Here is a 21733-nt window from a genome sequence, read left to right as displayed (position 1 = left end):
GGAGCACCGCACCATGCCCGCCATGTCCTCCCGCGGCCGCGGCCGCCGCACGATCAACGAGATCAACATGGTCCCGTTCATCGACGTCATGCTGGTGCTGCTGATCATCTTCATGGTCACGGCGCCGCTGATCACGCCGAGCGTGATCAACCTGCCGAGCGTCGACAAGGCCAACAAGCAACCCGATCGCCCGATCGAGATCGTGATCAAGAGCGACGACGAGGTGCAGATCAAGAAAGACCCGTCGACCGGCAGCGGCGGCAGCTCGATCCCGATGACGCAGATCGGCGCGGCCGCCAAGCAGGCTCAAGGCGGCGATGCCGAGCGGCCGGTGGTGATCAGCGCCGACAAGACCGTCAAGTACGAGACCGTCGTGAAGGCCATGAACCAGCTCAAGCGCAGCGGCATCGAGCGGGTCGGGCTGTCGGTCCAAACCACGGGCGCCAGGTAAGTGTCGCTCGCTGCCGACCGCCCCGAATTTGCGCCGCCGCCGCAGCGCGGCACGCCGCGCGCTGTCGCGCTGGCCCTGGTCGCCCATGCGCTGCTGATCGCCGCCCTGACCTGGGGCGTGAACTGGCGCCGCGAGGCCGAGAACGACGCCGTCGAGGCCGAACTGTGGTCGAGCACGGTGCAGCAGGCCGCGCCGCGCGCCGTTGCACCGGTGCCAGTGCCGCCGGTCCCGACGCCGACCCCTGCCCCACCGCCGCCTCCCCCTCCGCCGCCACCGCCTCAGGCGCTTCGACCGCCGGAGCCGACGCCTGCGCCGAAGGCGCCCGACATTGCCCTCGAACGCGAGAAGAAGCAAAAGGAACTGAAGGAGCAGAAGGAGCGCGAACTCGAGCAGCAGGCCCAGCAGCAGAAGAAGCTCGAGGCCCAGAAGAAGGCGGCGCAGGAAAAGCGCGAGGCCGAGGCACGCGAGCGCGCCGAGGACGAGGCCGAGCGCAAGAAGGAAGAACAGAAGAAGCTCGCCGAGCAGAAGCGCAAGGAGGCCGAGGCCGCCAAGCAGGCTGAAGCCGCGAAGAAAAAGGAAGCCGAGGCCAAGCAGACTGCGCAGGCGGCCGCCGATCGGGCGGCCACGCTCAAGCGGATGCAGGCGATGGCCGGTTCGGGTGGAGAAGGCGCTGCCGCGAAGTCGTCGGGCCCGTCGGGCAGCTACGGCGGCAAGGTCGCCGCCGCGGTGCGGCCGAACGTCGTGTTCCCCGACGCCGATCTGGTGAGCGGCAATCCGGGCGCCGAGTTCGACGTCCGGCTGGCGCCCGATGGCACCATCGTCGGCACCCCGCAGCTGGTCAAGACCAGCGGCCTGCCGAACTGGGACGACGCCGCCCTGCGCGCCTTGCAGAAAACCGAAAAGCTGCCGCGCGACATCGACGGCACCGTGCCCGCGCGATTGATCGTGACGCTGCGGCCGAAGCGCTGACCCGGCCTGGGTTCTATGCGCTGCGCCCTGCGCTCAACCCGCGTTGAGCAGCAGGAACAGCTCACGGTCGCGCCTGAACATGCGCCGGTCTACTCGTAGACCACCGCCGCCTTGCCGGCGTCGGCCTGCGCCGTCCAGCTGGCCAGCGCCGCATCGGTGGGGAAGAACTTGGCCCGCTCGCCCAACTGCAGTTCGACCTGCGCACCGCCGCGCTCCATCGACAGGCGCACGCCCAGCCCCTGCCGCAGCTCGCCGTGTTCGCTCTGCTCGGTGCGGGGCGGGAAGTCCTTGACCAGCCGCGCGATGTCGGGCGCCTTGCCGTTCACCGCCACGCGCAGGAACTTGCCGAAGCGGCAGCGCGCCGTGGCCAGGTCCCAGACCTGCTGGACCTGGAAGCGGGCCTCGAAACCGCCGCGGCCGGGCTGCAGGCGACCGCTGACGATCACCAGCTCGTCGTCCTTGAGCACGTTGCGGTTGGCATTGAATAGCGCTTCGTCGGCGGTGCCGTCGATCGCGCCCGACTTGTCGTCGAGCTTGAAGATCGCGAGCCGGCCGCGCTGGCCGTTGATGACCCGGAAGTCGCTCACGATGCCGGCGATCACCTGGGGCTCACGGCTGTCGAGCAGCTCGTCGATCTCACGCTTGCAGAAGCGCCGCACCTCGTGCTCGACCTCGTCGAACAGGTGGCCCGACAGGTAGAAGCCAACGGCCGTCTTCTCGTAGGTGAGCCGCTCCTTGACGCCCCAGGGCGTGGCGTCGACCAGGCCGGGCTCCTGGGCCGCCGAGCCGTGCTCGCAGTCGCCGAAGATGTCGGCCTGCGCCACGTTGGCCTGGGTCGCGTTGGCGAATTCGAAGGCGCGATCGACCGAGGCGATCAGCGAGGCCCGGTTCTGCTGGATCGCGTCGAAGGCGCCGGCCTTGATCAGGGCCTCGACGGTGCGCTTGTTGATGCGCTGGCGGTCGACGCGCACGCAGAAGTCGAACAGGCTCGTGAACGCGCCGCCCTCCTCGCGCGCCTTCACGATGGCCTCGACCGCGAGCTGGCCCGTGCCCTTGACCGCGCCCAGTCCGTAGCGGATCACGCGGTCGGTCACCGGCTCGAAGCGGTAGTTGCCGCGGTTCACGTCCGGCGGCTCGAAGCTGATGCCGAAGTTCTTCTGGGCGTCCTCGAACAGCACCTTGAGCTTGTCGGTGTCGTCCATTTCCACCGTCATGTTGGCGCAGAAGAACTCGGCCGTGTAGTGGACCTTCAGCCAGCCCGTGTGGTACGCCAGCAGCGAGTAGGCGGCCGCGTGCGACTTGTTGAAGCCGTAGCCCGCGAACTTCTCCATCAGGTCGAAGATCTCGTCGGCCTTCTTCTGGTCGATGTCGTTCTTGGCCGCGCCCTTGCGGAAGATCTCGCGGTGCTCGGCCATTTCCTCGGCCTTCTTCTTGCCCATCGCGCGGCGCAGCAGGTCGGCGCCGCCGAGCGAGTAGCCGCCCAGGATCTGCGCCGTCTGCATCACCTGCTCTTGATAGACCATGATCCCGTAGGTCTCGGACAGCATCTCGGCCACCAGCGGATGCGGATACTCGACCGGCTCGCGCCCGTGCTTGCGCGCCACGAAGCTGGGGATCAGGTCCATCGGGCCCGGGCGGTACAGCGCGTTGAGCGCGATCAGATCCTCGAGGCGGGTCGGCCGCGCGTCCTTCAGCATGCCCTGCATGCCGCGCGATTCGAACTGGAACACGGCCTCGGTCTTGCCCTCGGAGAAGAGCTTGTAGGTGGGCACGTCGTTGAGCGGGATGTTCTCGAAGGCGAAGTTCTCCTGGCCCTTGTGGCGGGCGACGATGAAGTCCTTGGCGATCTCCAGGATGGTCAGCGTGGCCAGGCCCAGGAAGTCGAACTTGACCAGGCCCACGGCCTCGACGTCGTCCTTGTCGTACTGGCTCACGGCCGAATCGCTGCCCGGCTGCTGGTAGAGCGGGCAGAAGTCGGTGAGCTTGCCCGGCGCGATCAGCACGCCGCCCGCGTGCATGCCGATGTTGCGGGTCATGCCTTCGAGCTTCTGCGCCAGCTCGACCAGCATGCGGACTTCTTCTTCCTTCTCGATGCGGGCGGCGAGCTGCGGCTCGGCGGCGATCGCGTACTTTTCCCGGTCGGCTTCCGACAGGTCCGCCGGCGGGTACTGGATCGTGACCGGCTTGCCGGGCTTGTTCGGGATCAGCTTGCTGACGCCGTCGCAGAACATGTAGCTCATGTCGAGCACCCGGCCGACGTCGCGGATCGCGGCCCGCGCGGCCATGGTGCCGAAGGTGGCGATCTGGCTCACCGCGTCGCGCCCGTACTTGTCCTTGACGTAGTCGATCACGCGGTCGCGGTTGCCCTGGCAGAAGTCGATGTCGAAGTCGGGCATCGAGACCCGCTCGGGGTTCAGGAAGCGTTCGAACAGCAGCTTGTATTCGAGCGGGTCGAGGTCGGTGATCTTGAGCGCGTAGGCCACCAGCGAGCCGGCACCCGAGCCCCGGCCCGGACCGACTGGACAGCCGTTCTTCTTGGCCCAGTTGATGAAGTCGCCGACGATCAGGAAGTAGCCCGGAAAGCCCATCTTCAGGATCGTGTTGATCTCGAACTCGAGCCGCTCGACGTAGCGCGGCCGCTCGGCATCGCGCTTGGCGGCGTCGGGGTACAGGTGCGCCAGGCGCTCTTCGAGCCCTTCGAACGAGGCGACGCGGAAGTACTCCTCGATCGGCATGCCATTGGGCGTCGGGAAGTTCGGCAGCTGCGGCTTGCCGAGCACCAGCGTGAGGTTGCAGCGCTTGGCGATCTCGACCGTGTTGGCCAACGCGCTCGGCACGTCGGCGAACAGCGCCGCCATCTCGGCCGAGGACTTGAAATACTGCTCGCGCGTGAACTTGCGCACCCGGCGCGGGTTGCCGAGGATCTCGCCCTCGGAGATGCAGACCCGTGCCTCGTGCGCCTCGTAGTCGTCGGCGGTGGCGAACTGCACCGGATGGGTCGCGACCACCGGCAGCCTGAGGCGCGCGGCGAGCTTGACGGCGGCGACCACGTGCGGCTCGTCGTCGGGCCGGCCGGCCCGCTGCAGCTCGATATAGAAGCGGTGCGGGAACAGGCCGGCGAGCTGCAGTGCGATCTCGGCGGCGCGCTCTTCGTGGCCCTGCAGCAGCGCCGCGCCGAGCGGTCCGGCCTGCGCGCCCGACAGCGCGATCAGGCCGCCCTGCAGTTCCTCGAGCCAGGCCAGCTTGCAGGCCGCCTGGGCCTGGCCGCGGCCCACGTTCTGGGTCCAGGCGCGCGCCAGCAGCTCGGACAGGTGCAGGTAGCCTTCCTTGTTTTGCACCAGCAGGACGATGCGGGTCAGCGCGCCCGGCTCGGCGCCCAGGCCTTCGACATGGATTTCGGCGCCCAGCACCGGCTTGACGCCCTTGCCGCGCGCCTCCTTGTAGAACTTGACGGCGCCAAACAGGTTGTTGAGGTCGGTGATCGCCAGCGAGGGCTGGCCGTCGGCGGCCGCGGCCTTGACGACTTCATCGATGCGGTTGGTGCCGTCGACGACGGAAAACTCGGTGTGCAGGCGCAGGTGAACGAACATCCGGCCATTGTAGAAAACGCCGCCTCCACGATGTGATGCGGGCATCCCTACAATCGCGCCCCGTGCAAGAAATACTGAACATCGCCGCTTACAAATTCGTCGGCATCGCCGACAGCGCCGAGCTGCGCGAGCACTTGCGTGCACGCACCCATGCGCTGGCGCTCAAGGGCACCATCCTGCTCGCGCCTGAAGGCATCAACCTGTTCCTCGCCGGGGAAAAAGAGAAGGTCCACGCCTTCCTCGCGGAACTGCGCGCCGATCCTCGTTTTGCCGACCTTGAGGCCAAGGAGAGCTGGTCGCAGGCGCAGCCGTTCCGGCGCATGCTGGTCAAGCTGAAGCGCGAGATCATCCGGATGGACCATCCGGCGATCCAGCCGGCCGCAGGCCGGGCGCCGGGCGTCGACGCCCCGACGCTCAAGCGCTGGCTCGACCAGGGGCACGACGACGCCGGCAAGCCGGTCGCGCTGCTCGACACCCGCAATGCCTTCGAGGTCGACCACGGCACCTTCGACGGCGCGATCGACTGGCGGATCGGCAAGTTCACCGAGTTCCCGAAGGCGCTGAGCCAGCACGCCGGCGACCTGGCCGGCAAGACCGTGGTCAGCTTCTGCACCGGGGGCATCCGCTGCGAGAAGGCCGCGATCCTGATGCGCGAGGCCGGCCTGGCCGACGTGCTGCAGCTCGAAGGCGGCATCCTAAAGTATTTCGAACAGGTCGGCGGTGCGCACTACCACGGCGAGTGCTTCGTGTTCGACGGCCGCGAATCGCTGGCGCCGGACCTGAGCGCGCGTTCGAACCGCGCCAGCGCGCGGGCCTCGGAAGACCCGGACCTGGCGCTCAAGAACTGAGGCTCAGACCGGCGTCGTGCCGGAATCCGCCGCCTGCTGCACCTGGAACGGATGCCCCGGCAGCGGGATGAATTCGGTTTCGCCGGGCACCTGGCCCATGCGCTGGGCGGCCCAGTCGGCGCCGGCCTCGAGAATGCGTTCGCGCCGGCTCGAGACGAAGTTCCAGGTGATGAAGCGCGGCCCGTCGAGCGGCTCGCCGCCGATCACCACCAGCCGCACCGCGCCCTGCGCGGCCAGCACGCCGCCCTGGCCTTCGGCCAGCATCGCCATCTGGTGCTGCGCCACCGGCTCGCCGTCGAGCGTGATGTCGCCATCGACCGGATAGACCGCGAGCTCGCGCGCCAGCGCCGGCAGTTCGAATCGCCCGCCGGCCGGCAATGCCACGTCGAGGTAGACGGTCTGCGACAGCGTCGTCACCGGCGAACGAACGCCGAACGCTTCGCCGACCAGCACCCGCACCGGCACACCCTGCACCTCCAGCGCCGGAATGTCCGCCGCCGCCGTGTGGACGAAGCTCGGCTCGACTTCTTCGTGGGCCTGGGGCAAGGCGACCCACAGCTGCAGGCCATGGTTGACGTACGTGGCATCGCGCAGCGTGTCGGGCTTGCGCTCGGAGTGCACGATGCCGCGCCCGGCGGTCATCCAGTTGATCGCGCCGGGGCGGATCTCCTGCACGCTGCCGAGGCTGTCGCGGTGCATCATCGCGCCCTCGAAGAGATAGGTGACGGTCGCCAGGCCGATGTGCGGATGCGGGCGCACGTCGTGCTCGGAGCCGGGCGTCTCGGTGGCCGGCCCGAAATGGTCGAAGAAGACGAACGGGCCGACCGAGCGCTGCTTCGCCGCCGGCAGCAATCGCCGCACCTTGAAGCCGCCGCCGAGGTCCTTGTCGTGGGGTTGAAGCAGAAGCGGTGCGGTCATCGGGGTTCTCCGTGGGGCGGTTGCGGGATCAGGCCCGCGATCTTGCCACCTCGGCGACCCGCTCGCCAAACGCGCGCGCGGTGTCGAAGTCGCCGCGGGCCATTTCGGCCGGGCTCGCGTCTGTGGGTGATGTCGTCAGCAGGCCGTTGTAGCCGCCGACGTAGTTGAGTGAGTCGCGCGTCGCCGCTTTGTCGTTGCTCGGCATGATCCCGAGGCTGACCCACAGCCCGCTGTGCTGCATCGCCAGGTGCCAGAGATAGGTCAGCGTGGCGTCCTTGTCGCCGTTCATGGCGGCGCTGTTGCTGAAGCCGGCGAAGAGCTTGTTCTTCCAGCCCTGCACGTACCAGACCTTCGAGGAGGCGTCGGCGAACTTCTTGAACTGCCAGCTCGGCCCGCCCATGTAGGTGGGCGCGCCCATGATGATCGCATCGGCCGCCGCCAGCAGCTCCCAGCCGTGGGCCGGGAGATTGCCGTCGGCGTCGATCGCCAGCAGGTGGGCCTCGGCGCCGTCGGCCACCGCCTGCGCGATGCGCTGCGTATGGCCATAGCCCGAATGAAAAACCACGACGATGTCCGCCATCGAATACTTCCTGGAAGAAAACAATCGCGCATCGTACGCAATAGCCCGGCCGGCGCGGCCGGGCTGGGGCGAGGACTACTTCCGGTCGATCGAGAACCGACCGGCGCCGAGGGCGGCGATCGCGAGCAGACCACCGGCGATGGCGATGTTCTTGAAGAACATCAGCTGGTTCACGTACGCCTTGTCGGCGGGCATGGCCCAGTAGTTGTGGAAGAACACCGCCGTCGCGACCGTGAACACGGCCAGCACGATCGACACGATGCGCGTCTTGTAGCCGACCAGCAGCAGCAGGCCGAGACCGAGTTCCACGGCGATCGCGATGACAGCGCCGAGCTGCGGCATCGGCAGGCCGACGGCGCCGATGTAGCCGACGACGCCGGCGAAGCCGCCGATCTTGCCGAAGCCGGCCGGCACGAAGAGCAAGGCGATCAGCACGCGGCCGAGCAGCGCGAGCGCGTCTTGCGAGGCGCCGGCGCTGGGCGCGGCGGCGTAGGGGGCGGTGGTGGTGGACATGGGATGGACTCCTCTAGGTTGAAAAAAAGTTGGATCTCAGGCTGCGAGATCGAATACGAGCACTTCGGCATCCTTGGCGGCACCGAGCGTCAGCCGGCTTTCGCCTTCGATCAGCGCAGCGTCACCGGTAGCGAGCTTCGTGCCATTCGCTTCGAGTTCGCCGCGCACCAGGTGCACGTAGCTCTTGCGCTTCGGGTCCAGCGCCAGGCTGGCTTGTTCGTCGCCGTCGAGCAGGCCCGCGAACAGGCGGGCGTCGGCATGCAGCAGCACCGAGCCGTCGGCACCGTCGGGCGACGCGACCAGGCGCAGCCTGCCGCGCTTCTGTTCGGCTGGGAAGGTCTTCTGCTCGTAGCCCGGCGCGATGCCGCGCACGTTCGGCTCGATCCAGATCTGCAGGAAGTGCGTGGTCTCGTCGGCCTTGTGGTTGAACTCGCTGTGCATCACGCCGCGGCCCGCGCTCATGCGCTGGACGTCGCCGGGCGGGATCGACTCCACGTTGCCCATGCTGTCCTTGTGCGCCAGCTCGCCGGAAAGGACATAGCTGATGATCTCCATGTCCTTGTGGCCATGGGTCCCGAAGCCGGCGCCGGCGGCGACCCGGTCCTCGTTGATCACGCGCAGATTGCCGAAGCCCATGTGGGCCGGATCGTAGTAGCCTGCGAAAGAGAAGCTGTGAAAGGAGCGCAGCCAGCCGTGATCGGCATAACCGCGTTCCTGGGATTTGCGAACCTGCAACATCGTCGAACTCCTGCCCTCTCATGAAGGGCCTTCCGAAATGCCGCGCCCTGTGCGCAGCGGATGCCTCAACTTTAGGGTCCGGGGCAGGCCCTGAAAGCGCTCGGCTTTGATGGCATCATTCAATTTTTTTGAATGATCGAGCCCCATGCCTACTGCCCGTGACGTGCTGACGCCCGATGCCCTGGCCATGCTGCAGACCGTGGCCAGCACCGGCAGCTTCGCCGCTGCCGCCCGCTCGCTGAACCTGGTGCCGAGCGCCCTGAGCTACCGGGTGCGGCTGATCGAGGACGCGCTCGACGTGCTGCTGTTCGACCGCAGCGGACGCCAGGCGCGAGTGACGGAGGCCGGCGTCGAGCTGCTGCGCGAATCGTCCCGCCTGCTGGGCGAGATCGATTCGGTCGCCAACCGGGTCAAGCGCATCGCCACCGGCTGGGAACCGATGCTGACGATCGCGGTCGACAGCGTGATCGCGCGCGACCCGCTGCTCGACCTGGTCAGCGCCTTCTATGCCCTGGAGCCGCCGACGCGGCTCAAGCTGCGCGACGAAACCCTGCTCGGCACGATCGAGGCCCTGACCAGCGGCGAGGCAGATCTGGCGGTCGGCGCGGTGCTCGATGCCGCCAGCCTGGCCTTCACCGCCACCGGGATCCGCAGCCGGCCGCTGGGCCAGTTGCTCTTCGTCTATGCGGTGGCGCCGCACCATCCGCTGGCCCGGCTCCCGGAACCGCTCAGCGACGACGTCCTGCGCCAGCATCGCGCGGTGGCCGCGGCCGATTCGTCGCGCTCGGGGCCGAGCATGACGGTCAACCTGGTCGGCGGCCAGGACGTGCTCACGGTGCCGACCATGCAGGCCAAGCTGGCGGCCCAGCTGCACGGGCTGGGCGGCGGCTTCCTGCCGGAGCCGATGGCGCGCCCGTACATCGAGGCCGGCCACCTGGTCGAACGCAAGACCGAGCGGGTGCTGCCGATCGCGACCATGCACTGCGCCTGGCGGGTGCGCAGCGCCGGCAGCCCGGGCCGCGCGATGCAGTGGTGGCTGGAGCGCTTCGACAACGAAGGCACGCGCCGCGCCTTGCTCGAACGCCACCGTGGGCGCTAGCCAACCCGGTTAGAGTCACATGGCAACAACCGAGAGACTGCCATGACACTGCGCCCCGACGCCGACCGCCACCGATCCCCCGCCTCCCGCCACTACGCCGTCATCGGCGCCGGCATCGCCGGCGTGGCCTGTGCCCGAACGCTGCTGCAGGCCGGCCACCGCGTGACGGTGTTCGAACGCGAAGCCGCCGCCGGCGGCCGCATGGCCAGCGAGTCCACGCCCTTCGGCCGCTTCGACAGCGGCGCCCAGTACTTCACGGTGCGCGATCCGCGCTTCGCACGGGTGCTGGAAACCACCCCCCAGATCTGCAAGCCCTGGAGCGCCAACCTGGTGCGCGTGCTCGACGCCCACGGCCGGGTCGCCGAGGCCGCCCTGCCGGCGCGCGAACCGCATTTCGTCGCCCAGCCCGGCATGGATGCGCTGGTCGCGCATTGGGCCCAGCCCCTCGGCGACGCGCTGCTGACCGGCACCCACGTGACGCAGATCGAGCGCGACGCCCTCGACGGCCGGCGCTGGCAGCTGCGCACGGCCGGTGCCGACGACTCGCAGCATGTCTATTCCGGGTTCGACGCGGTGCTGCTGGCAGTGCCGCCGGCGCGCGCCCGCGCGCTGCTGGGCGACGGCGGACTGTCCGCCGACCTCAGCCGCCGGATCGAGCCGGTTCGCATCGCGCCCTGCTGGACGCTGATGATCGCCTTTCCACAGGCCAACCAGCCGACGCTGTCGCACCTGGGGCCGCAATGGAATGCCGCCCGCAGCACCCACCATCGCGTGGCCTGGCTGGCGCGCGAATCTTCCAAGCCCGGGCGCGATCCGATCGAGCGCTGGACCCTGCAGGCCAGCGCCGCCTGGTCGCAGGAGCACCTGCGCGACGACGCCGCGCGGGTCGAGGCCAAGCTGCTGCGCGCCTTCGCCGAGATCACCGGCATCCGCGCCGAGCCTTCGCACGCGCAGGCCCGCTGCTGGCCCGAGGCACAGACCCAGGTGCCGGTGGGCAAGCCGCACCTGTGGGACGCCAAGGCCCGCATCGGCATCGCCGGCGACTGGTGCACCGGCCATCGGGTCGAGGACGCCTTCCTCTCCGGCCTGACGCTGGCGCTCAAGCTGGCCTGATCCGCTCGCCGGACCGATGCGCCGGATCGGCCGTTTCGCGCCTTCGCCAACCGGGCCGCTGCATGCCGGCTCGCTGGTCGCGGCGCTGGCCAGCTGGCTCGATGTCCGGGCCCGCGGCCCGCAGGCACGCTGGCTGGTGCGCATCGAGGATGCCGACACAGAACGCTGCCTGCCCGGCATGGACCAGCGCATCCTCGCGCAGCTGGCCGCCTGCGGGCTGCTCCCGGACGAAGCGCCCGAGTGGCAGACCCGCCGCACGGGCCTCTACCAGGACGCGCTCGATCGCCTCGTGGCCGCGCAATGGGCCTACCCCTGCGGCTGTTCACGCAAGGACATCGAGCAGGCACTGGCCGCCCGCGGCATCGCGCATGCACGCCATGGCGAACGGGTCTACCCCGGGACCTGCCGCGACGGCCTGCACGGCAAGCCGCCACGGGCCTGGCGCTTCGCGACCTCGAAGTTCGAAGCCGCTCGAGGCGCCGGCCTGCTGCAATGGAACGACCGCCGTCTCGGCGCCCGGCAACAGGCGGTCGGCCGGGAGGTCGGCGACTTCGTTCTCAAGCGCGCCGACGGGCCGTGGGCCTACCAGCTCGCGGTGGTGGTCGACGACGCCGACCAGGGCGTGACCGACGTGGTGCGCGGTGAAGACCTGGCGGACAACACGGCACGCCAGATCCTGCTGCAGCAGGCCCTCGGACTGCCGACGCCGAGCTACCTCCATACGCCGCTGGTGCTCGCCGCCGACGGCAACAAGCTGTCCAAGCAGAACGGCGCCCAAGCGCTCGCCACGGCGACGCCGGCAGAGGCGCTGGCGGCGCTGCAGAGCGCAGCACAGGTGCTCGGGCTGCGGCCGGCGGCCGCCGCCGCGCCGGCCGAAGCGCTCGCCTCATGGGTGGTCGAATGGCGCGGTCTCTACAATCCGCCGCCGTGACTCCCAGTTCCCCCACCGACCTCCCCTCCGACCCACCGGCCGATGCGCCCGCGGGCGACAAACCCACCGGCGAGGCGCATCCGCTGCACCGCCGGCTGAAGAGCTTCGTCAAGCGCGGCGGCCGCACCACCGAAGGCCAGGCCCGGGCCTACGAGCAGTTCGGGCCGCGCTTCCTGCTTCCCTACCGTGCCGAAGCGCTGGACTTCGCGGCCGCTTTCGGCCGCCAGGCCCCGACCGTGCTCGAAATCGGCTTCGGCATGGGCGAGGCGACGGCGCACATCGCGGCCCTGATGCCCGAGAAGAACTTCCTTTGCTGCGAGGTGCATGAACCCGGTGTCGGTGCGCTGCTCAAGCGCATCGGCGAACAGCAATTGCAGAACATCCGCATCTGCGCCCACGACGCGGTCGACGTGCTCGACCACATGCTGCCGCCGGCGTCGCTGGCGGGCGTGCACGTGTTCTTTCCGGACCCCTGGCACAAGACCCGGCACAACAAGCGCCGCCTGATCCAGCCGCCCTTCGTGCGCAAGCTGGCTGATCGGCTGGCGCCCGGCGGCTACCTGCACTGCGCCACCGACTGGCAACCCTACGCCGAGCAGATGCTCGAGGTGCTGTCGGGCGAGCCGCTGCTGCGCAATACCGCCGAGGGCTATGCGCCGAAGCCGGACTACCGGCCGCTGACCAAGTTCGAGAACCGGGGCCTCAAGCTGGGCCACGGCGTCTGGGACGTGGTGTTCGAGCGCCGCTGAACGGCGCTCGGCCTTCAGTGCGCGAGGCTGGGCAACTGGCCCGCCGGCGTGGGCTCCACGCCCTGCGCCTGCAGCAGGTTCTTCTGCGCCGCCATGATGAGCGCGGCGCGATAGGCCGAGCGGCTTGCGATCTTGGTGTGCGTGATGAGGGCCTGCCACTCGCGCTCGAGTTCAGGGTCCGAGCGGTCGCGGCGGCGGTTCAGCAGCGCCTGGCTGACATCGACCAGGGCGGCGGCCGAGCTGAGGCAGATGTTGGCCGCGGTCTGGGCCGCACTGGCACGGAACCGCTGCTCGTCGGTCTGCGAGGCGGTGCGCAGCGCTTCCAGCGGCAGGTTGGCGGTCGGCCCAAGGTAGAGAGTGCCCTGGAGTTCGCTGTCGGCGTGGGCCAGCACTTTCTCGATGGCCAGCAGCGCGCTTTCCAACATTGCGATTTCAGTTGACGTTTGCTTCATTTCATCCCATCCGGAGCTATTCCGGCACAGCCAGGATGTTGCCAGCGGACAGTCCTCGGCCCCTGTGCAAAAAGCCACAACTCAAATACAAAAGTTAACAAATTTGGAACTCGCGGTGGTTCCGCCAGCCACCTGTCGGGTTTCCATGCCCATCTCACCGTGACTTAATCCCTTCGCTGGAGGCGCCAAAGTTGCTACATTTTTTAATAAATGTAGTGAAAGGCTTCCAATGATGCTGAATCGCAGGACCTGGCTGGCGAACTCCGGCGCCGCGCTGCTGCTGGGCGCAGGCCTCGGCCACAGCCAGGCCCAGACTGTGCCGCGCCCTGCTGCTGCAGCAGCGCGCACGGTCGTTCTCGGCCAATCGGTGCCCCTGACCGGCGCGGCCAGCGAGATCGGACTGGCCTTCGCGGCCGGCGCTCGACTCTACGCGACCGAGTTCAACGAGAACAGCGCCGCCAGCGGAATCCAGCTGAAGCTGGTGCAACTGGACGACGGCTACGACGCGACCCGCGCCGGGGCCAACGCGCGCGCGCTGCTCGACACGCACAAGGCCGACATGCTGTTCGGCTTCGTCGGCACCGCCAGCAGCGACGCCGGCGCGGCGGTCGCGGCGAAGCAGGGCAGCATCCTGTTCGCGCCTTTCGCGGCGGCCGACAACCTGCGCGCCGCCGCGCATCCCAACGTGTTCCACGTCCGGCCCAGCATGGCGGACGAGGCCTTCAAGATCGTGCGCCAGTGCGAAACGGTCGGCCAGACCCGCATCGCGCTGATCGGCGACGACGACCCGATGGGCCGCGCCGGCCTGGCCGCCGTGCAGCAGGCGATGACCGATCTCAAGCTGGCGCCGCTGGTGGCGAGCGCCCTGGTGCCGGCCAGCGGCGACAAGCTCGAATCGGCACTGGCCGCGGTCCAGAAGCAGTCGCCGCAGGCCATCGTGCTGGTGTCGCTCTCGAGCACCACGGCCGACGTCATCCGCCGGCTCCGAAAGACCGGCTACGCCGGCAGCTTCACGGCCTTCTCGATCGTCGGCATCGATCCGCTCTATGCGGAACTCGGCAAGGACATCGGCGGCATCGTGATTTCGCAGGTCGTGCCTTCGCCGCGGCCCTCGGCGATCCCGATCGTCAAGGAGTATCTGGCGGCGATCGAGAACTCGGACCAGGCGCCTTCGTACGAGGGCCTTGAGGGCTTCATCGCCACCAAGGCCGCGGCCGAGGCGGTGCGCCGCGCCGGCAAGGCCTACACGCCCGCCACCTTGCAGCGCTCGATGGCCGGCATGACGGACTACGACGTCGGCGGCTTCCGCATCAACCTGCGCCCGGGCCTGCGCGACCCGGGGCGCAGCATCGACCTGATCAGCATCACCAAGGAAGGCCGGATCCTGCGCTGAGCGGGTGGCCGCTGTTCAGCGGCGACGCCGGCACAAGGTTGTGCGCCGCGAGGGACCACTAGCCCGTGTTGCCCATCCGCTGCAGCGCCGCGGGCGACAGCAGCTCGATGCGGCCATAGCCCAGCCCGATCGCACCTTCCCTCGCCAGCGCGTTGAGTTCCTTCGACAGGGTCTGGCGCGTCACGCCCAGCATCATCGCCAGCGCTTCCTGCGGCAGCGCCACCGAAACCCTCGGCTCGGGCGACTGGGTCGCATCGCCGCGGGCCAGCGCCAGCAGGCGGCGGGCCACCCGGGCACGCAGCCCGCGCAGCGTGGCGTCTTCCATCAGGCCGTACAGCCCCCGCACGCGGGCCGCGAGCAGGGCTGCGATCGCCCGCCCGAAGGGGGCGCCCTGCATCTGCTGCGCGAAGGCCTGGTGCGGCACCACCAGCAGGTCGAGCGCGCTGAGCGCCGTGGCATCGTGGGTGCGCGGCGAGCCGTCGATCAGGCTGATCTCTCCGAACCAGTTGCCGGGCTCGAGCACCGCCAGAATTGCCTCGCGGCCATCGTGGCGCAGGGTCGAGATCTTGATCATGCCGGCCGCCAGGCCGTAGAAGCCGCCGCCCGCCGCATGCACCGGATCGCCCTGGCGGAACACCATCGCGCCGCGTTGCAGGTGGATCAGCTCGGCCGCCGCAAGCAGGCCTTCACGCTGCGCGCGAGGCATCGAGGCGAACCAGGGGTTGGCCTCCATCGAGGCACGGTGGGCGGCCGACAGCGGGCGCCCGGGAGGCTGCGGCATGGAATTCCGATCGGGTCCGGGGGTTTACCAGAGCGCTCAATTGTCAAATTCTTGACAGTTGAACGTCAAGTGCGGGTCTACAGTGGGCCGCGAACCCCACGGAGACACACGATGAATGCAAGAGCGAATTTCGTCCGCATGCAAGACAGCACGCAGCAGGACTGGCAACTGATCGGCGGCGAATTCATGCAGTTCGCGCAGGGCCTGCCCGCGCGCGTGATCAAGCACCTGCAGATCCTCGAGGGCGACTACGGCGGTTTCCCGATCGACCGCTACAGCCATTCGCTGCAGACGGCCACCCGCGCGCTGCGCGACGGCCGCGACGAGGAGTACGTGGTGTGCGCCCTGCTGCACGACATCGGCGACACGCTCGGCACCATGAACCACCCCGACATCGCAGCGGCGATCCTGAAGCCCTTCGTGAGCGAGGAAAACCACTGGATGGTGGCGCACCACGGCATCTTCCAGGGCCACTACTTCTTCCACCACATCGGACTCGACCGCGACCTGCGCGAGAACTTCCGCAGCCATCCCTGCTTCGACCGCACGGCCGAGTTCTGCGAGCTCTACGACAACCCGGCCTTCGACCCGATGGCCGAGACCTTGCCGATCAGCGAGTTCGAGCCCATGCTTCGGCGCCTGATGGCCCAGCCGAAGCAGAGCATCTACAAGGCCGCGCAGCAACCCGCCGCCGCTGCCGCCTGACCCTTTTCCCAGGAGACCTCCCATGAACGCCAGCACCCCGACCGAAATCCAGAAACTCGTCAGCGCCGAAGAATGGCAACTGCGCGTCGACCTCGCCGCCTGCTACCGGCTGGTCGCGTTGTACGGCTGGAGCGACCTCGTCTTCACGCACATCAGCGCCCGCGTGCCGGGCCCCGAGCACCACTTCCTGATCAACCCCTACGGCCTGATGTTCGACGAGATCACGGCGTCCAGCCTGATCAAGGTCGACCAGGACTGCAACAAGGTCATCGATTCGCCCTACCCCGTGAACCCGGCTGGCTTCGTGATCCACAGTGCGGTGCATGCGGCGCGGGAAGACGTGCAATGCGTGCTGCACACCCACACCCGCGCCGGCATCGCGGTCAGCGCGCAGAAGAACGGCGTGCTGCCGATCAGCCAGCAGTCGACCTTCGTGCTGGCCTCGCTGGCCTATCACGACTACGAGGGCGTCGCCTTCCGCGACGACGAGAAGCCGCGCCTGCAGGCCGACATGGGCAGCGCCAACTTCCTGATGCTGCGCAACCATGGCCTGCTGACCGTCGGCAAGACCGTGGCCGACGCCTTCCTGAGCATGTATACCTTCGAGAACACCTGCCAGATCCAGATCGCGGCGCAGGCCGGCGGCGGCGAGCTGACGCAGGTCGACCCCCGCATCGTCGACGGCGTCGGCCATGCCATGAAGGTGCAGACGGGCGGCATGGGCGGGGCTTTTGTCTGGCCCTCGCTGATCCGCAAGCTGGACCGCGTCGACGGCAGCTACAAGGATTGATCGCTGTCGGATTGCGTCGGGGCGGGATCCTGCCGACGGCGTACTCTGCTCCGCGAATGTCCCCCGGCCTTCGGCCTCCTCCTTTATTTCGCTGCGCTGAGCACGCCATCGACGTGATCCGTCACGGCGGTCGTTGATCGGCCGCACGACACGGCTCGTCCCGTGCGGAGGGTGGTGGGTAGCCCCCGCAGCGAAATAAAGGAGGAGCCGAAGGCGGGGGACATTCGCGGAGGGGGCTACCCACTGCCCTCCGCACCCGCCCCGGATGGCCGATCGGGCGAATCCGAAGCTCAGGCAGCAATCGCGCCGCGCATCCCCGAGGGACGCTCGCGCCACCACAGCACGAAGCCGCAGACGAACACCACCGCCTGGGTCCCGATCAGCAGCGCGAAGCCGGCGAAGAAGCCGTGGGCCGCACCGCCTGATGCGCCGGGGCCGGCCGACACCGCGCTGATCACGCCGCCCATCAGTGCAGGCATGAAGCCCGCGACCAGGCTGCCGGTGCCGTTGACGACGCCGAAGGCGCTGGCCACGTGCTCGGGCCGGGCGCAGTACTGCACCGTGCTCGGGATCGCCGGGCTCTGCAGTCCCCAGCAGAAATTGGCCGCGATCAGGCAGTAGGCCGCCGCATAGGGGTCGTGCACGTTGATCGCCAGCAGCACCGACAGCGCCACGCCCGCGCTCGCCGCCATGAAGATGAAAGGCACGCGCTGGCGCTCGATCCGGTCGATCAGGACGCCGCCCAGCAGCACCGCGAGCACGGTGGCGTACTGCGGCAGGGACGCGAGCCAGCCCATCTCGCGCAGCGAGAAGCCGCGCACTTCCTTCAGATAGGCCGGCAGCCAGTTGCTGGCACCCCAGAGGTAGGCCAGCGCGGCCGAGGTCAGCACCGTGACCAGCACCAGGTAGCGCGTGTGGAGCGCGCCTTTCACGATGTAGCCGACCTTGTGCATCGCATCGCCGAAGGACTCGGGCTTCGCCATCCCGGCGTATGACTTCGGCATCTTCACGAAAGCCACCACCAACGGAATGCCGAGCGCGATGTTCAGCACGCCGAGCACATGGAACGAAGTCTGCCAGTCGAAGCTCGCCAGCAGGAAGCCGATCAGCGGATAGCCGAGCGCCAGGCCGAGCCCGGTGCCCATGTTGACGAATGAGTTCGGCTTGCCGTTCTCGTGGTTCTCGAAATGCGCCTTGATGTAGGACGAGGCCAGCGAGAACAAGGGCCCTTCGGACACCCCGAGCAGGATCCGCGAAGCCAGCAGCATGCCGTAGCCGTTGAACCAGGGCGTGATGAAGGTGACCACGCCCCACACGATCAAGCCGATCACCAGGCTCTTGCGGACCCCGAACAAGGCCGCGCAAAAGGGCGTCAGCACGAAGGCCGAGACGCCGTAGCCGACCATGAAGGCCGTCGCCAGCAGCCCCTGGCTGACGCGGTCCGACGGCGCGATGCCGATGTGCTGCAGGAACGAGGCATCGGTGATCAGCACGGCGATGTTGATCCGGTCGATGTACGAGATGGCGACGATCACGAACAGCGTGATGACGCCGTACCAGCGGAATGCTCTGGGATGCATGGCAACGCTCCTGCAGGAAGGGACTAGAAGGCGTGGCGCAATCCGAACTCGGTGCCACGCGAGCCGTGGTCGGGAGAGGTCAGGACGCCACCGAGGGCTTGCGCGGCGCCATCGCTGTTGGTCAGCCAGGCGGCGGTCGCATAGACCGCGCTGCGCTTGGACAGGTTGTAGACATAGCCGAGTGCGAACTTGCCCACGGTAGGCCGCGGCAGGTCGAAGCCCGGTTCCCGCCGGTACCACGCATACGAAGCCTTGATCTCGCCGGTGCCGACCGGCAGGTTGAAGCCCAGCAGCGCGCCCTTGCCGTCGACCTCGCCGAGCGAGTCGGTGTAGTACTCGCCCATCACCCTGAGGCCCATGAAGGCGGTGAAGGTGTAGGAAGCGCCGAGATTCGTGACCCTCAGGTCGCCGACCGCATACTTTGTGCGTCCGGTCGAAAGCGCCACGTTGAACGGGCCGTTGAGATAGCCGACGCGCATCCCGGTGTAGTCGCCGTCGTCCTCGATCGACAGCGGCACGGGTCCGGGCAGCACGGCGTTCGAGGGGTTCTCGCCCAGCGCCACCATCAGCTGTCCGTAGAAACCGCCGAGCGTGGGCGGCAGGAAGTAGCCGACGCTGTTCGAGGCCCGCGTGCCGGTGGGTGCGCTCAGGCCGCTCAGGCTGGTGAAGTAGATCTGGTTGGCACCGATGCCGCCGCCGGTCCCGAAGGGGTCGAACAACGCCGTGTTCCAGAACGTCGGCGTGTAGTCGCGGCCCAGCCGCACTTCGCCGAAGGGGCCCGACAGGCTCACGGTCGAACGGCGCCCATAGATCAACCCGCCGTCGCCGACGTTGCCGTTGCGCTGGTTGTTGATGTTGGTGCCGAAGCTGGTGCCGGTGTCGTTCTGCAGGCCGGACTCGAGCCAGAAGCTCGCCGCCACACCGCCGCCGAGGTCTTCTGTCCCCCGGAAGCCGAGCCGGCTGAAGGTGTTGGCGCTGTTGGTGAGCTGCCATTTGCTCGACGACACCGGGCCCGACCCGGTGGTGTAGGTGACTGCCGCGTCGACGACGCCGAACAGTGTCACGCTCGATTGCGCGCCGGCCCCGGACACGGCTGCGCAGGCGGCCGCGGCCACCGAAAATCTCTTCATGTCTTCCTCCCTCTGTTGATGAACTCTTCTTCGCCCTAGATGTCGAGCACCAGCGGGCCGCGCTTGCAGCCCGAGACGCAGATCATCATGGTCTTGTTCGACGCCCGTTCGAGCTTGGTCAGGATGCCGTCGTGGTGGTCGACCTCGCCGTCGAGCACCTTGGTTTCGCAGGCGCCGCAGACGCCTTCCTTGCAGCTGTGGTCGGGGTTGAGGCCGGCGTCGATCAGGCTGTCGAGGATCGACTTGCCGGGCGGGACCTCGACCGTCTTGCCGCTCTTCGCGCACTCGACCACGTAGCTCTGGGTGGCGCTCGGCGTCTCGACGTGCACGGCGGCGAAGCGTTCGATGTGGGCGTTCGGGAGCCCGAGCTGCTCGCAGGTCTTCTCGAAGTTGTCGAGCATCGGCGTCGGGCCGCAGCAGTAGTAGTGGCTGTCGGCGCCCTTGCCGCCCAGCAGCGCGGCGAGGTCGGGCGGGCCGCCCTTCTCTTCGTCGAAGTGCCAGGTCAGCGGAATGGCCTTCTCGGCCGCCAGCGCGGCGATCGCTTCGCCGAAGGCCGATTCCTTGCGCGAGCGCGCGCAATAGATCAGCTCGGCCGGCTTGCCGATCGCGGCCAGCCGCTGCAGCATGCACCAGATCGGCGTCACGCCGATGCCGCCCGCCACCAGTACCGAGCGCCCGGCGCCCTCTTCCAGCTTGAAGTTGTTGCGCGGATGCGAGATCGCGAGTGTCATGCCCACGCGCAGCTGCTGGTGCACGTAGCGCGAGCCGCCGCGGCTCTTGCGATCGTTCAGCACGCCGACCACGTAGCGCTGGCGGTCGGTCGACGGATTGCACAGCGAATAGCTGCGCACCAGCCCGTTGGGCAAGTGCAGGTCGATGTGGGAGCCGGCCTCGAAGGCGGGGAAATCCACCTCGGGCGAAGCCGGGCGGAACTCGACGCTCACGATGCCGTCGGCTTCGTAGCGCATCGTGTGAACCAGGGCGTTCAGCGTGGGGGAAGACATGGGAAACCTCGACGATGGGTGGGTCGGTGGGCCGCGCGCCTCGGTGACGCGGCCCGCGCGTTGATCAGGCGCTCGCGCCTTCGAGCTGCTGCTGGGCCAGGCCGCGCAGGTGGCGGCGCAGGCGCACGATGCCGAGGTCGTGCTGGTAGAGCTGTTCGTGCTGGTTGGCGTCGGGCTCCATGTTCTCGATCAGGACGCGGTCCTGTTCGAGCACGTGCCAGTGGCGCGCCTCGAGGCGGTTCTTGTAGAGGAAGCGCCAGGTGTCGCGCTCCCAGCCCTTGGCCAGCTTGCGCACGCGCCAGTGGAAGGCGCACGAGAGCGTCGGCGAGATCGGCGTGTAGCTGCCGACGATGATGAAGTTGCCGCCGGGGCCGCCGGTCTTCGGGTAGGGGATCTCCAGGCGCATCCAGTGCATGCCGGTGTCGGCCCACTCGGTCCAGTCGAAGTTGACGTTGCGCTGGCCTTCCTTCTCGAACACGAAGCCGGTGTCGGTCGCGCGGATTCCGAACTTGGCGGTCGAATCGCCCTCGGCCATCGAATGCGACTGCTTGTGCAGGAAGGTGCCGTGCATCGGGTCCATGACGTTGTCGAGCACGTAGCGGTAGTCGCCCTTCCACTCGGCATAGCAGAGGAAGCTCGAGTACTGCTCGTCGTCGGTCAACTGCTCGGGCAGCACCAGCGGCGGCGGCGTCTCGACCGACTCCTTCGAGTTGTAGAGCCAGACCGCACCGGCGCGCTCCTCGACGTGGAAGAAGCGCGTAGCCTGCGAGCCTTCGAGCTTGCAGCCGGGGCTGCCGGGCACGCGCACCGCGACGCCGTCGCAGCGGACCTCGACGCCATGGTACGGACATGAAAGCCGATCGCCGAGGATCACGCCCTGCGACAGCGGCGCGCCGCGGTGCGGGCAGCGGTCTTCGAGCGCGTGCAGCTTGCCGCCGTGGTCGCGCCAGAGGGCGAACTTGCGGCCCAGGCGGCGCAGCGACACGGGCGATTCCTTGATGAAGCCGGTGGGGCAGATCGGATACCAGAGATCCTTCAGGCCGATCTCGAGCAACTGGTCGACGGGGTCTTCGCGGGAGGGGGTCATGGTGGGGTTCCTCTTGTGGGAAAAAATCGGCGGCTCGGGGCTCAGGCGCCGAGGGTCGCCATCTCTTCGCGGTAGATGGCCTCGGTCCAGGCCTTGCCGCTGGGGCTCGCGAGACCGCTGTCGTTGAGCCGTTCGACCAGCCCGGCGAGGTCGTGCACGCCGGCTGCGAAGGCGCGCTCGATGGCGTCGCCGAGCAGGTCCTCGTAGGTGGTAGGGGTGCGCTGACGCGCCTGGTGGGGATCGAGATAACGGTCGGTCATGGGTCGCTCCATCGGAAAAAAGAGGTTGTCGGGGGTGGCCGTGGGAGGCCTC

At 68.4% G+C, this 21733-nt stretch carries 22 protein-coding genes; 10 read left to right on the top strand and 12 right to left on the bottom strand.

The features are described 5' to 3' along the window. Positions 1-13 precede the first annotated feature (13 nt). Positions 14-451 carry an ExbD/TolR family protein gene (locus tag QZH52_RS15920; RefSeq protein WP_286522577.1) on the top strand — a complete coding sequence of 146 codons (438 nt, stop codon included), beginning with the start codon at positions 14-16 and terminating at the stop codon, positions 449-451. Continuing rightward, on the top strand, positions 452-1420 hold the full coding sequence (gene tolA / locus QZH52_RS15915; protein ID WP_301810736.1) for a cell envelope integrity protein TolA: 969 nt from the start codon (positions 452-454) through the stop codon (positions 1418-1420). Between the two features lie 89 nt (positions 1421-1509). On the opposite strand, the gene dnaE is transcribed toward tolA, so the two are convergent. Further along, positions 1510-5010 carry a DNA polymerase III subunit alpha gene (gene dnaE, locus QZH52_RS15910; protein WP_301810735.1) on the bottom strand — a complete coding sequence of 1167 codons (3501 nt, stop codon included), beginning with the start codon at positions 5008-5010 and terminating at the stop codon, positions 1510-1512. A 62-nt stretch (positions 5011-5072) separates the two neighbouring features. Between dnaE and QZH52_RS15905 the strand changes: the two genes are divergently transcribed. Continuing rightward, on the top strand, positions 5073-5858 hold the full coding sequence (locus tag QZH52_RS15905; protein ID WP_301810733.1) for a sulfurtransferase: 786 nt from the start codon (positions 5073-5075) through the stop codon (positions 5856-5858). A 3-nt stretch (positions 5859-5861) separates the two neighbouring features. Here the strand turns inward: QZH52_RS15905 and QZH52_RS15900 are convergent, their stop codons facing one another. The 4 genes from QZH52_RS15900 to QZH52_RS15885 all read right to left on the bottom strand — a co-directional run bounded on the left by QZH52_RS15900 (position 5862) and on the right by QZH52_RS15885 (position 8607). Continuing rightward, complete coding sequence (locus QZH52_RS15900) at positions 5862-6776, bottom strand: pirin family protein (protein WP_301810731.1); 915 nt, start codon at positions 6774-6776, stop codon at positions 5862-5864. A 28-nt stretch (positions 6777-6804) separates the two neighbouring features. Continuing rightward, positions 6805-7356 carry a flavodoxin family protein gene (locus QZH52_RS15895; protein ID WP_286531557.1) on the bottom strand — a complete coding sequence of 184 codons (552 nt, stop codon included), beginning with the start codon at positions 7354-7356 and terminating at the stop codon, positions 6805-6807. A gap of 75 nt (positions 7357-7431) precedes the next feature. Next, a complete protein-coding gene (locus QZH52_RS15890; protein ID WP_286531556.1) occupies positions 7432-7869 on the bottom strand; it encodes a DoxX family protein in 438 nt (145 codons plus the stop codon). A 36-nt stretch (positions 7870-7905) separates the two neighbouring features. Next, positions 7906-8607 carry a pirin family protein gene (locus tag QZH52_RS15885; protein ID WP_286531555.1) on the bottom strand — a complete coding sequence of 234 codons (702 nt, stop codon included), beginning with the start codon at positions 8605-8607 and terminating at the stop codon, positions 7906-7908. Between the two features lie 145 nt (positions 8608-8752). On the opposite strand from QZH52_RS15885, the gene QZH52_RS15880 reads away from it, so the two are divergent. From QZH52_RS15880 to trmB, 4 genes are read left to right on the top strand one after another with little or no spacing between them, the layout of a single operon-like run. Continuing rightward, positions 8753-9706: a LysR family transcriptional regulator gene (locus QZH52_RS15880; protein WP_286531554.1), complete on the top strand. Its 954-nt coding sequence runs from the start codon at positions 8753-8755 to the stop codon at positions 9704-9706. 42 nt (positions 9707-9748) lie between these two features. Beyond that, on the top strand, positions 9749-10819 hold the full coding sequence (locus tag QZH52_RS15875; RefSeq protein WP_286531553.1) for an NAD(P)/FAD-dependent oxidoreductase: 1071 nt from the start codon (positions 9749-9751) through the stop codon (positions 10817-10819). Between the two features lie 16 nt (positions 10820-10835). Beyond that, positions 10836-11750: a tRNA glutamyl-Q(34) synthetase GluQRS gene (gluQRS, locus tag QZH52_RS15870; RefSeq protein ID WP_286531552.1), complete on the top strand. Its 915-nt coding sequence runs from the start codon at positions 10836-10838 to the stop codon at positions 11748-11750. Next, a complete protein-coding gene (gene trmB, locus QZH52_RS15865) occupies positions 11708-12499 on the top strand; it encodes a tRNA (guanosine(46)-N7)-methyltransferase TrmB (RefSeq protein WP_301810728.1) in 792 nt (263 codons plus the stop codon). The genes gluQRS and trmB overlap by 43 nt, the downstream gene beginning before the upstream one ends. 14 nt (positions 12500-12513) lie before the next feature. Here the strand turns inward: trmB and QZH52_RS15860 are convergent, their stop codons facing one another. After that, positions 12514-12924, bottom strand: coding sequence for a hypothetical protein (locus QZH52_RS15860; RefSeq protein ID WP_301810726.1), 411 nt, complete (start codon positions 12922-12924; stop codon positions 12514-12516). A 256-nt stretch (positions 12925-13180) separates the two neighbouring features. On the opposite strand from QZH52_RS15860, the gene QZH52_RS15855 reads away from it, so the two are divergent. Further along, a complete protein-coding gene (locus tag QZH52_RS15855) occupies positions 13181-14344 on the top strand; it encodes an ABC transporter substrate-binding protein (protein ID WP_301810725.1) in 1164 nt (387 codons plus the stop codon). Between the two features lie 58 nt (positions 14345-14402). On the opposite strand, the gene QZH52_RS15850 is transcribed toward QZH52_RS15855, so the two are convergent. Next, positions 14403-15125 carry a Crp/Fnr family transcriptional regulator gene (locus tag QZH52_RS15850; protein ID WP_301810723.1) on the bottom strand — a complete coding sequence of 241 codons (723 nt, stop codon included), beginning with the start codon at positions 15123-15125 and terminating at the stop codon, positions 14403-14405. A gap of 111 nt (positions 15126-15236) precedes the next feature. On the opposite strand from QZH52_RS15850, the gene QZH52_RS15845 reads away from it, so the two are divergent. Then, the gene (locus QZH52_RS15845; protein WP_301810721.1) at positions 15237-15830 is read left to right on the top strand and encodes an HD domain-containing protein; all 594 of its coding nucleotides are present in this window, start codon (positions 15237-15239) and stop codon (positions 15828-15830) included. Between the two features lie 22 nt (positions 15831-15852). Further along, positions 15853-16620 (top strand): class II aldolase/adducin family protein, encoded by a 768-nt coding sequence (locus tag QZH52_RS15840; protein ID WP_301810719.1) that lies wholly within the window; start codon positions 15853-15855, stop codon positions 16618-16620. A gap of 290 nt (positions 16621-16910) precedes the next feature. Here the strand turns inward: QZH52_RS15840 and QZH52_RS15835 are convergent, their stop codons facing one another. The 5 genes from QZH52_RS15835 to QZH52_RS15815 all read right to left on the bottom strand — a co-directional run bounded on the left by QZH52_RS15835 (position 16911) and on the right by QZH52_RS15815 (position 21681). Then, a complete protein-coding gene (locus QZH52_RS15835; RefSeq protein WP_286531542.1) occupies positions 16911-18200 on the bottom strand; it encodes an MFS transporter in 1290 nt (429 codons plus the stop codon). A gap of 23 nt (positions 18201-18223) precedes the next feature. Then, complete coding sequence (locus QZH52_RS15830; RefSeq protein WP_301810716.1) at positions 18224-19330, bottom strand: porin; 1107 nt, start codon at positions 19328-19330, stop codon at positions 18224-18226. Between the two features lie 35 nt (positions 19331-19365). Continuing rightward, a complete protein-coding gene (locus QZH52_RS15825) occupies positions 19366-20334 on the bottom strand; it encodes a PDR/VanB family oxidoreductase (RefSeq protein ID WP_301810714.1) in 969 nt (322 codons plus the stop codon). Between the two features lie 64 nt (positions 20335-20398). Continuing rightward, on the bottom strand, positions 20399-21421 hold the full coding sequence (locus QZH52_RS15820; protein WP_286522609.1) for a Rieske 2Fe-2S domain-containing protein: 1023 nt from the start codon (positions 21419-21421) through the stop codon (positions 20399-20401). A gap of 41 nt (positions 21422-21462) precedes the next feature. Beyond that, positions 21463-21681 (bottom strand): recombinase-like helix-turn-helix domain-containing protein, encoded by a 219-nt coding sequence (locus QZH52_RS15815; protein WP_286531539.1) that lies wholly within the window; start codon positions 21679-21681, stop codon positions 21463-21465. Between the last annotated feature and the right edge of the window lie 52 nt (positions 21682-21733).

Origin of the sequence: Variovorax ginsengisoli, from assembly GCF_030486595.1 — a bacterium.
Lineage (GTDB): Bacteria > Pseudomonadota > Gammaproteobacteria > Burkholderiales > Burkholderiaceae_C > Variovorax > Variovorax ginsengisoli_B.
Note: the sequence above shows the minus strand (reverse complement) of the source record. Positions and strands in the feature narration are given on the sequence as shown.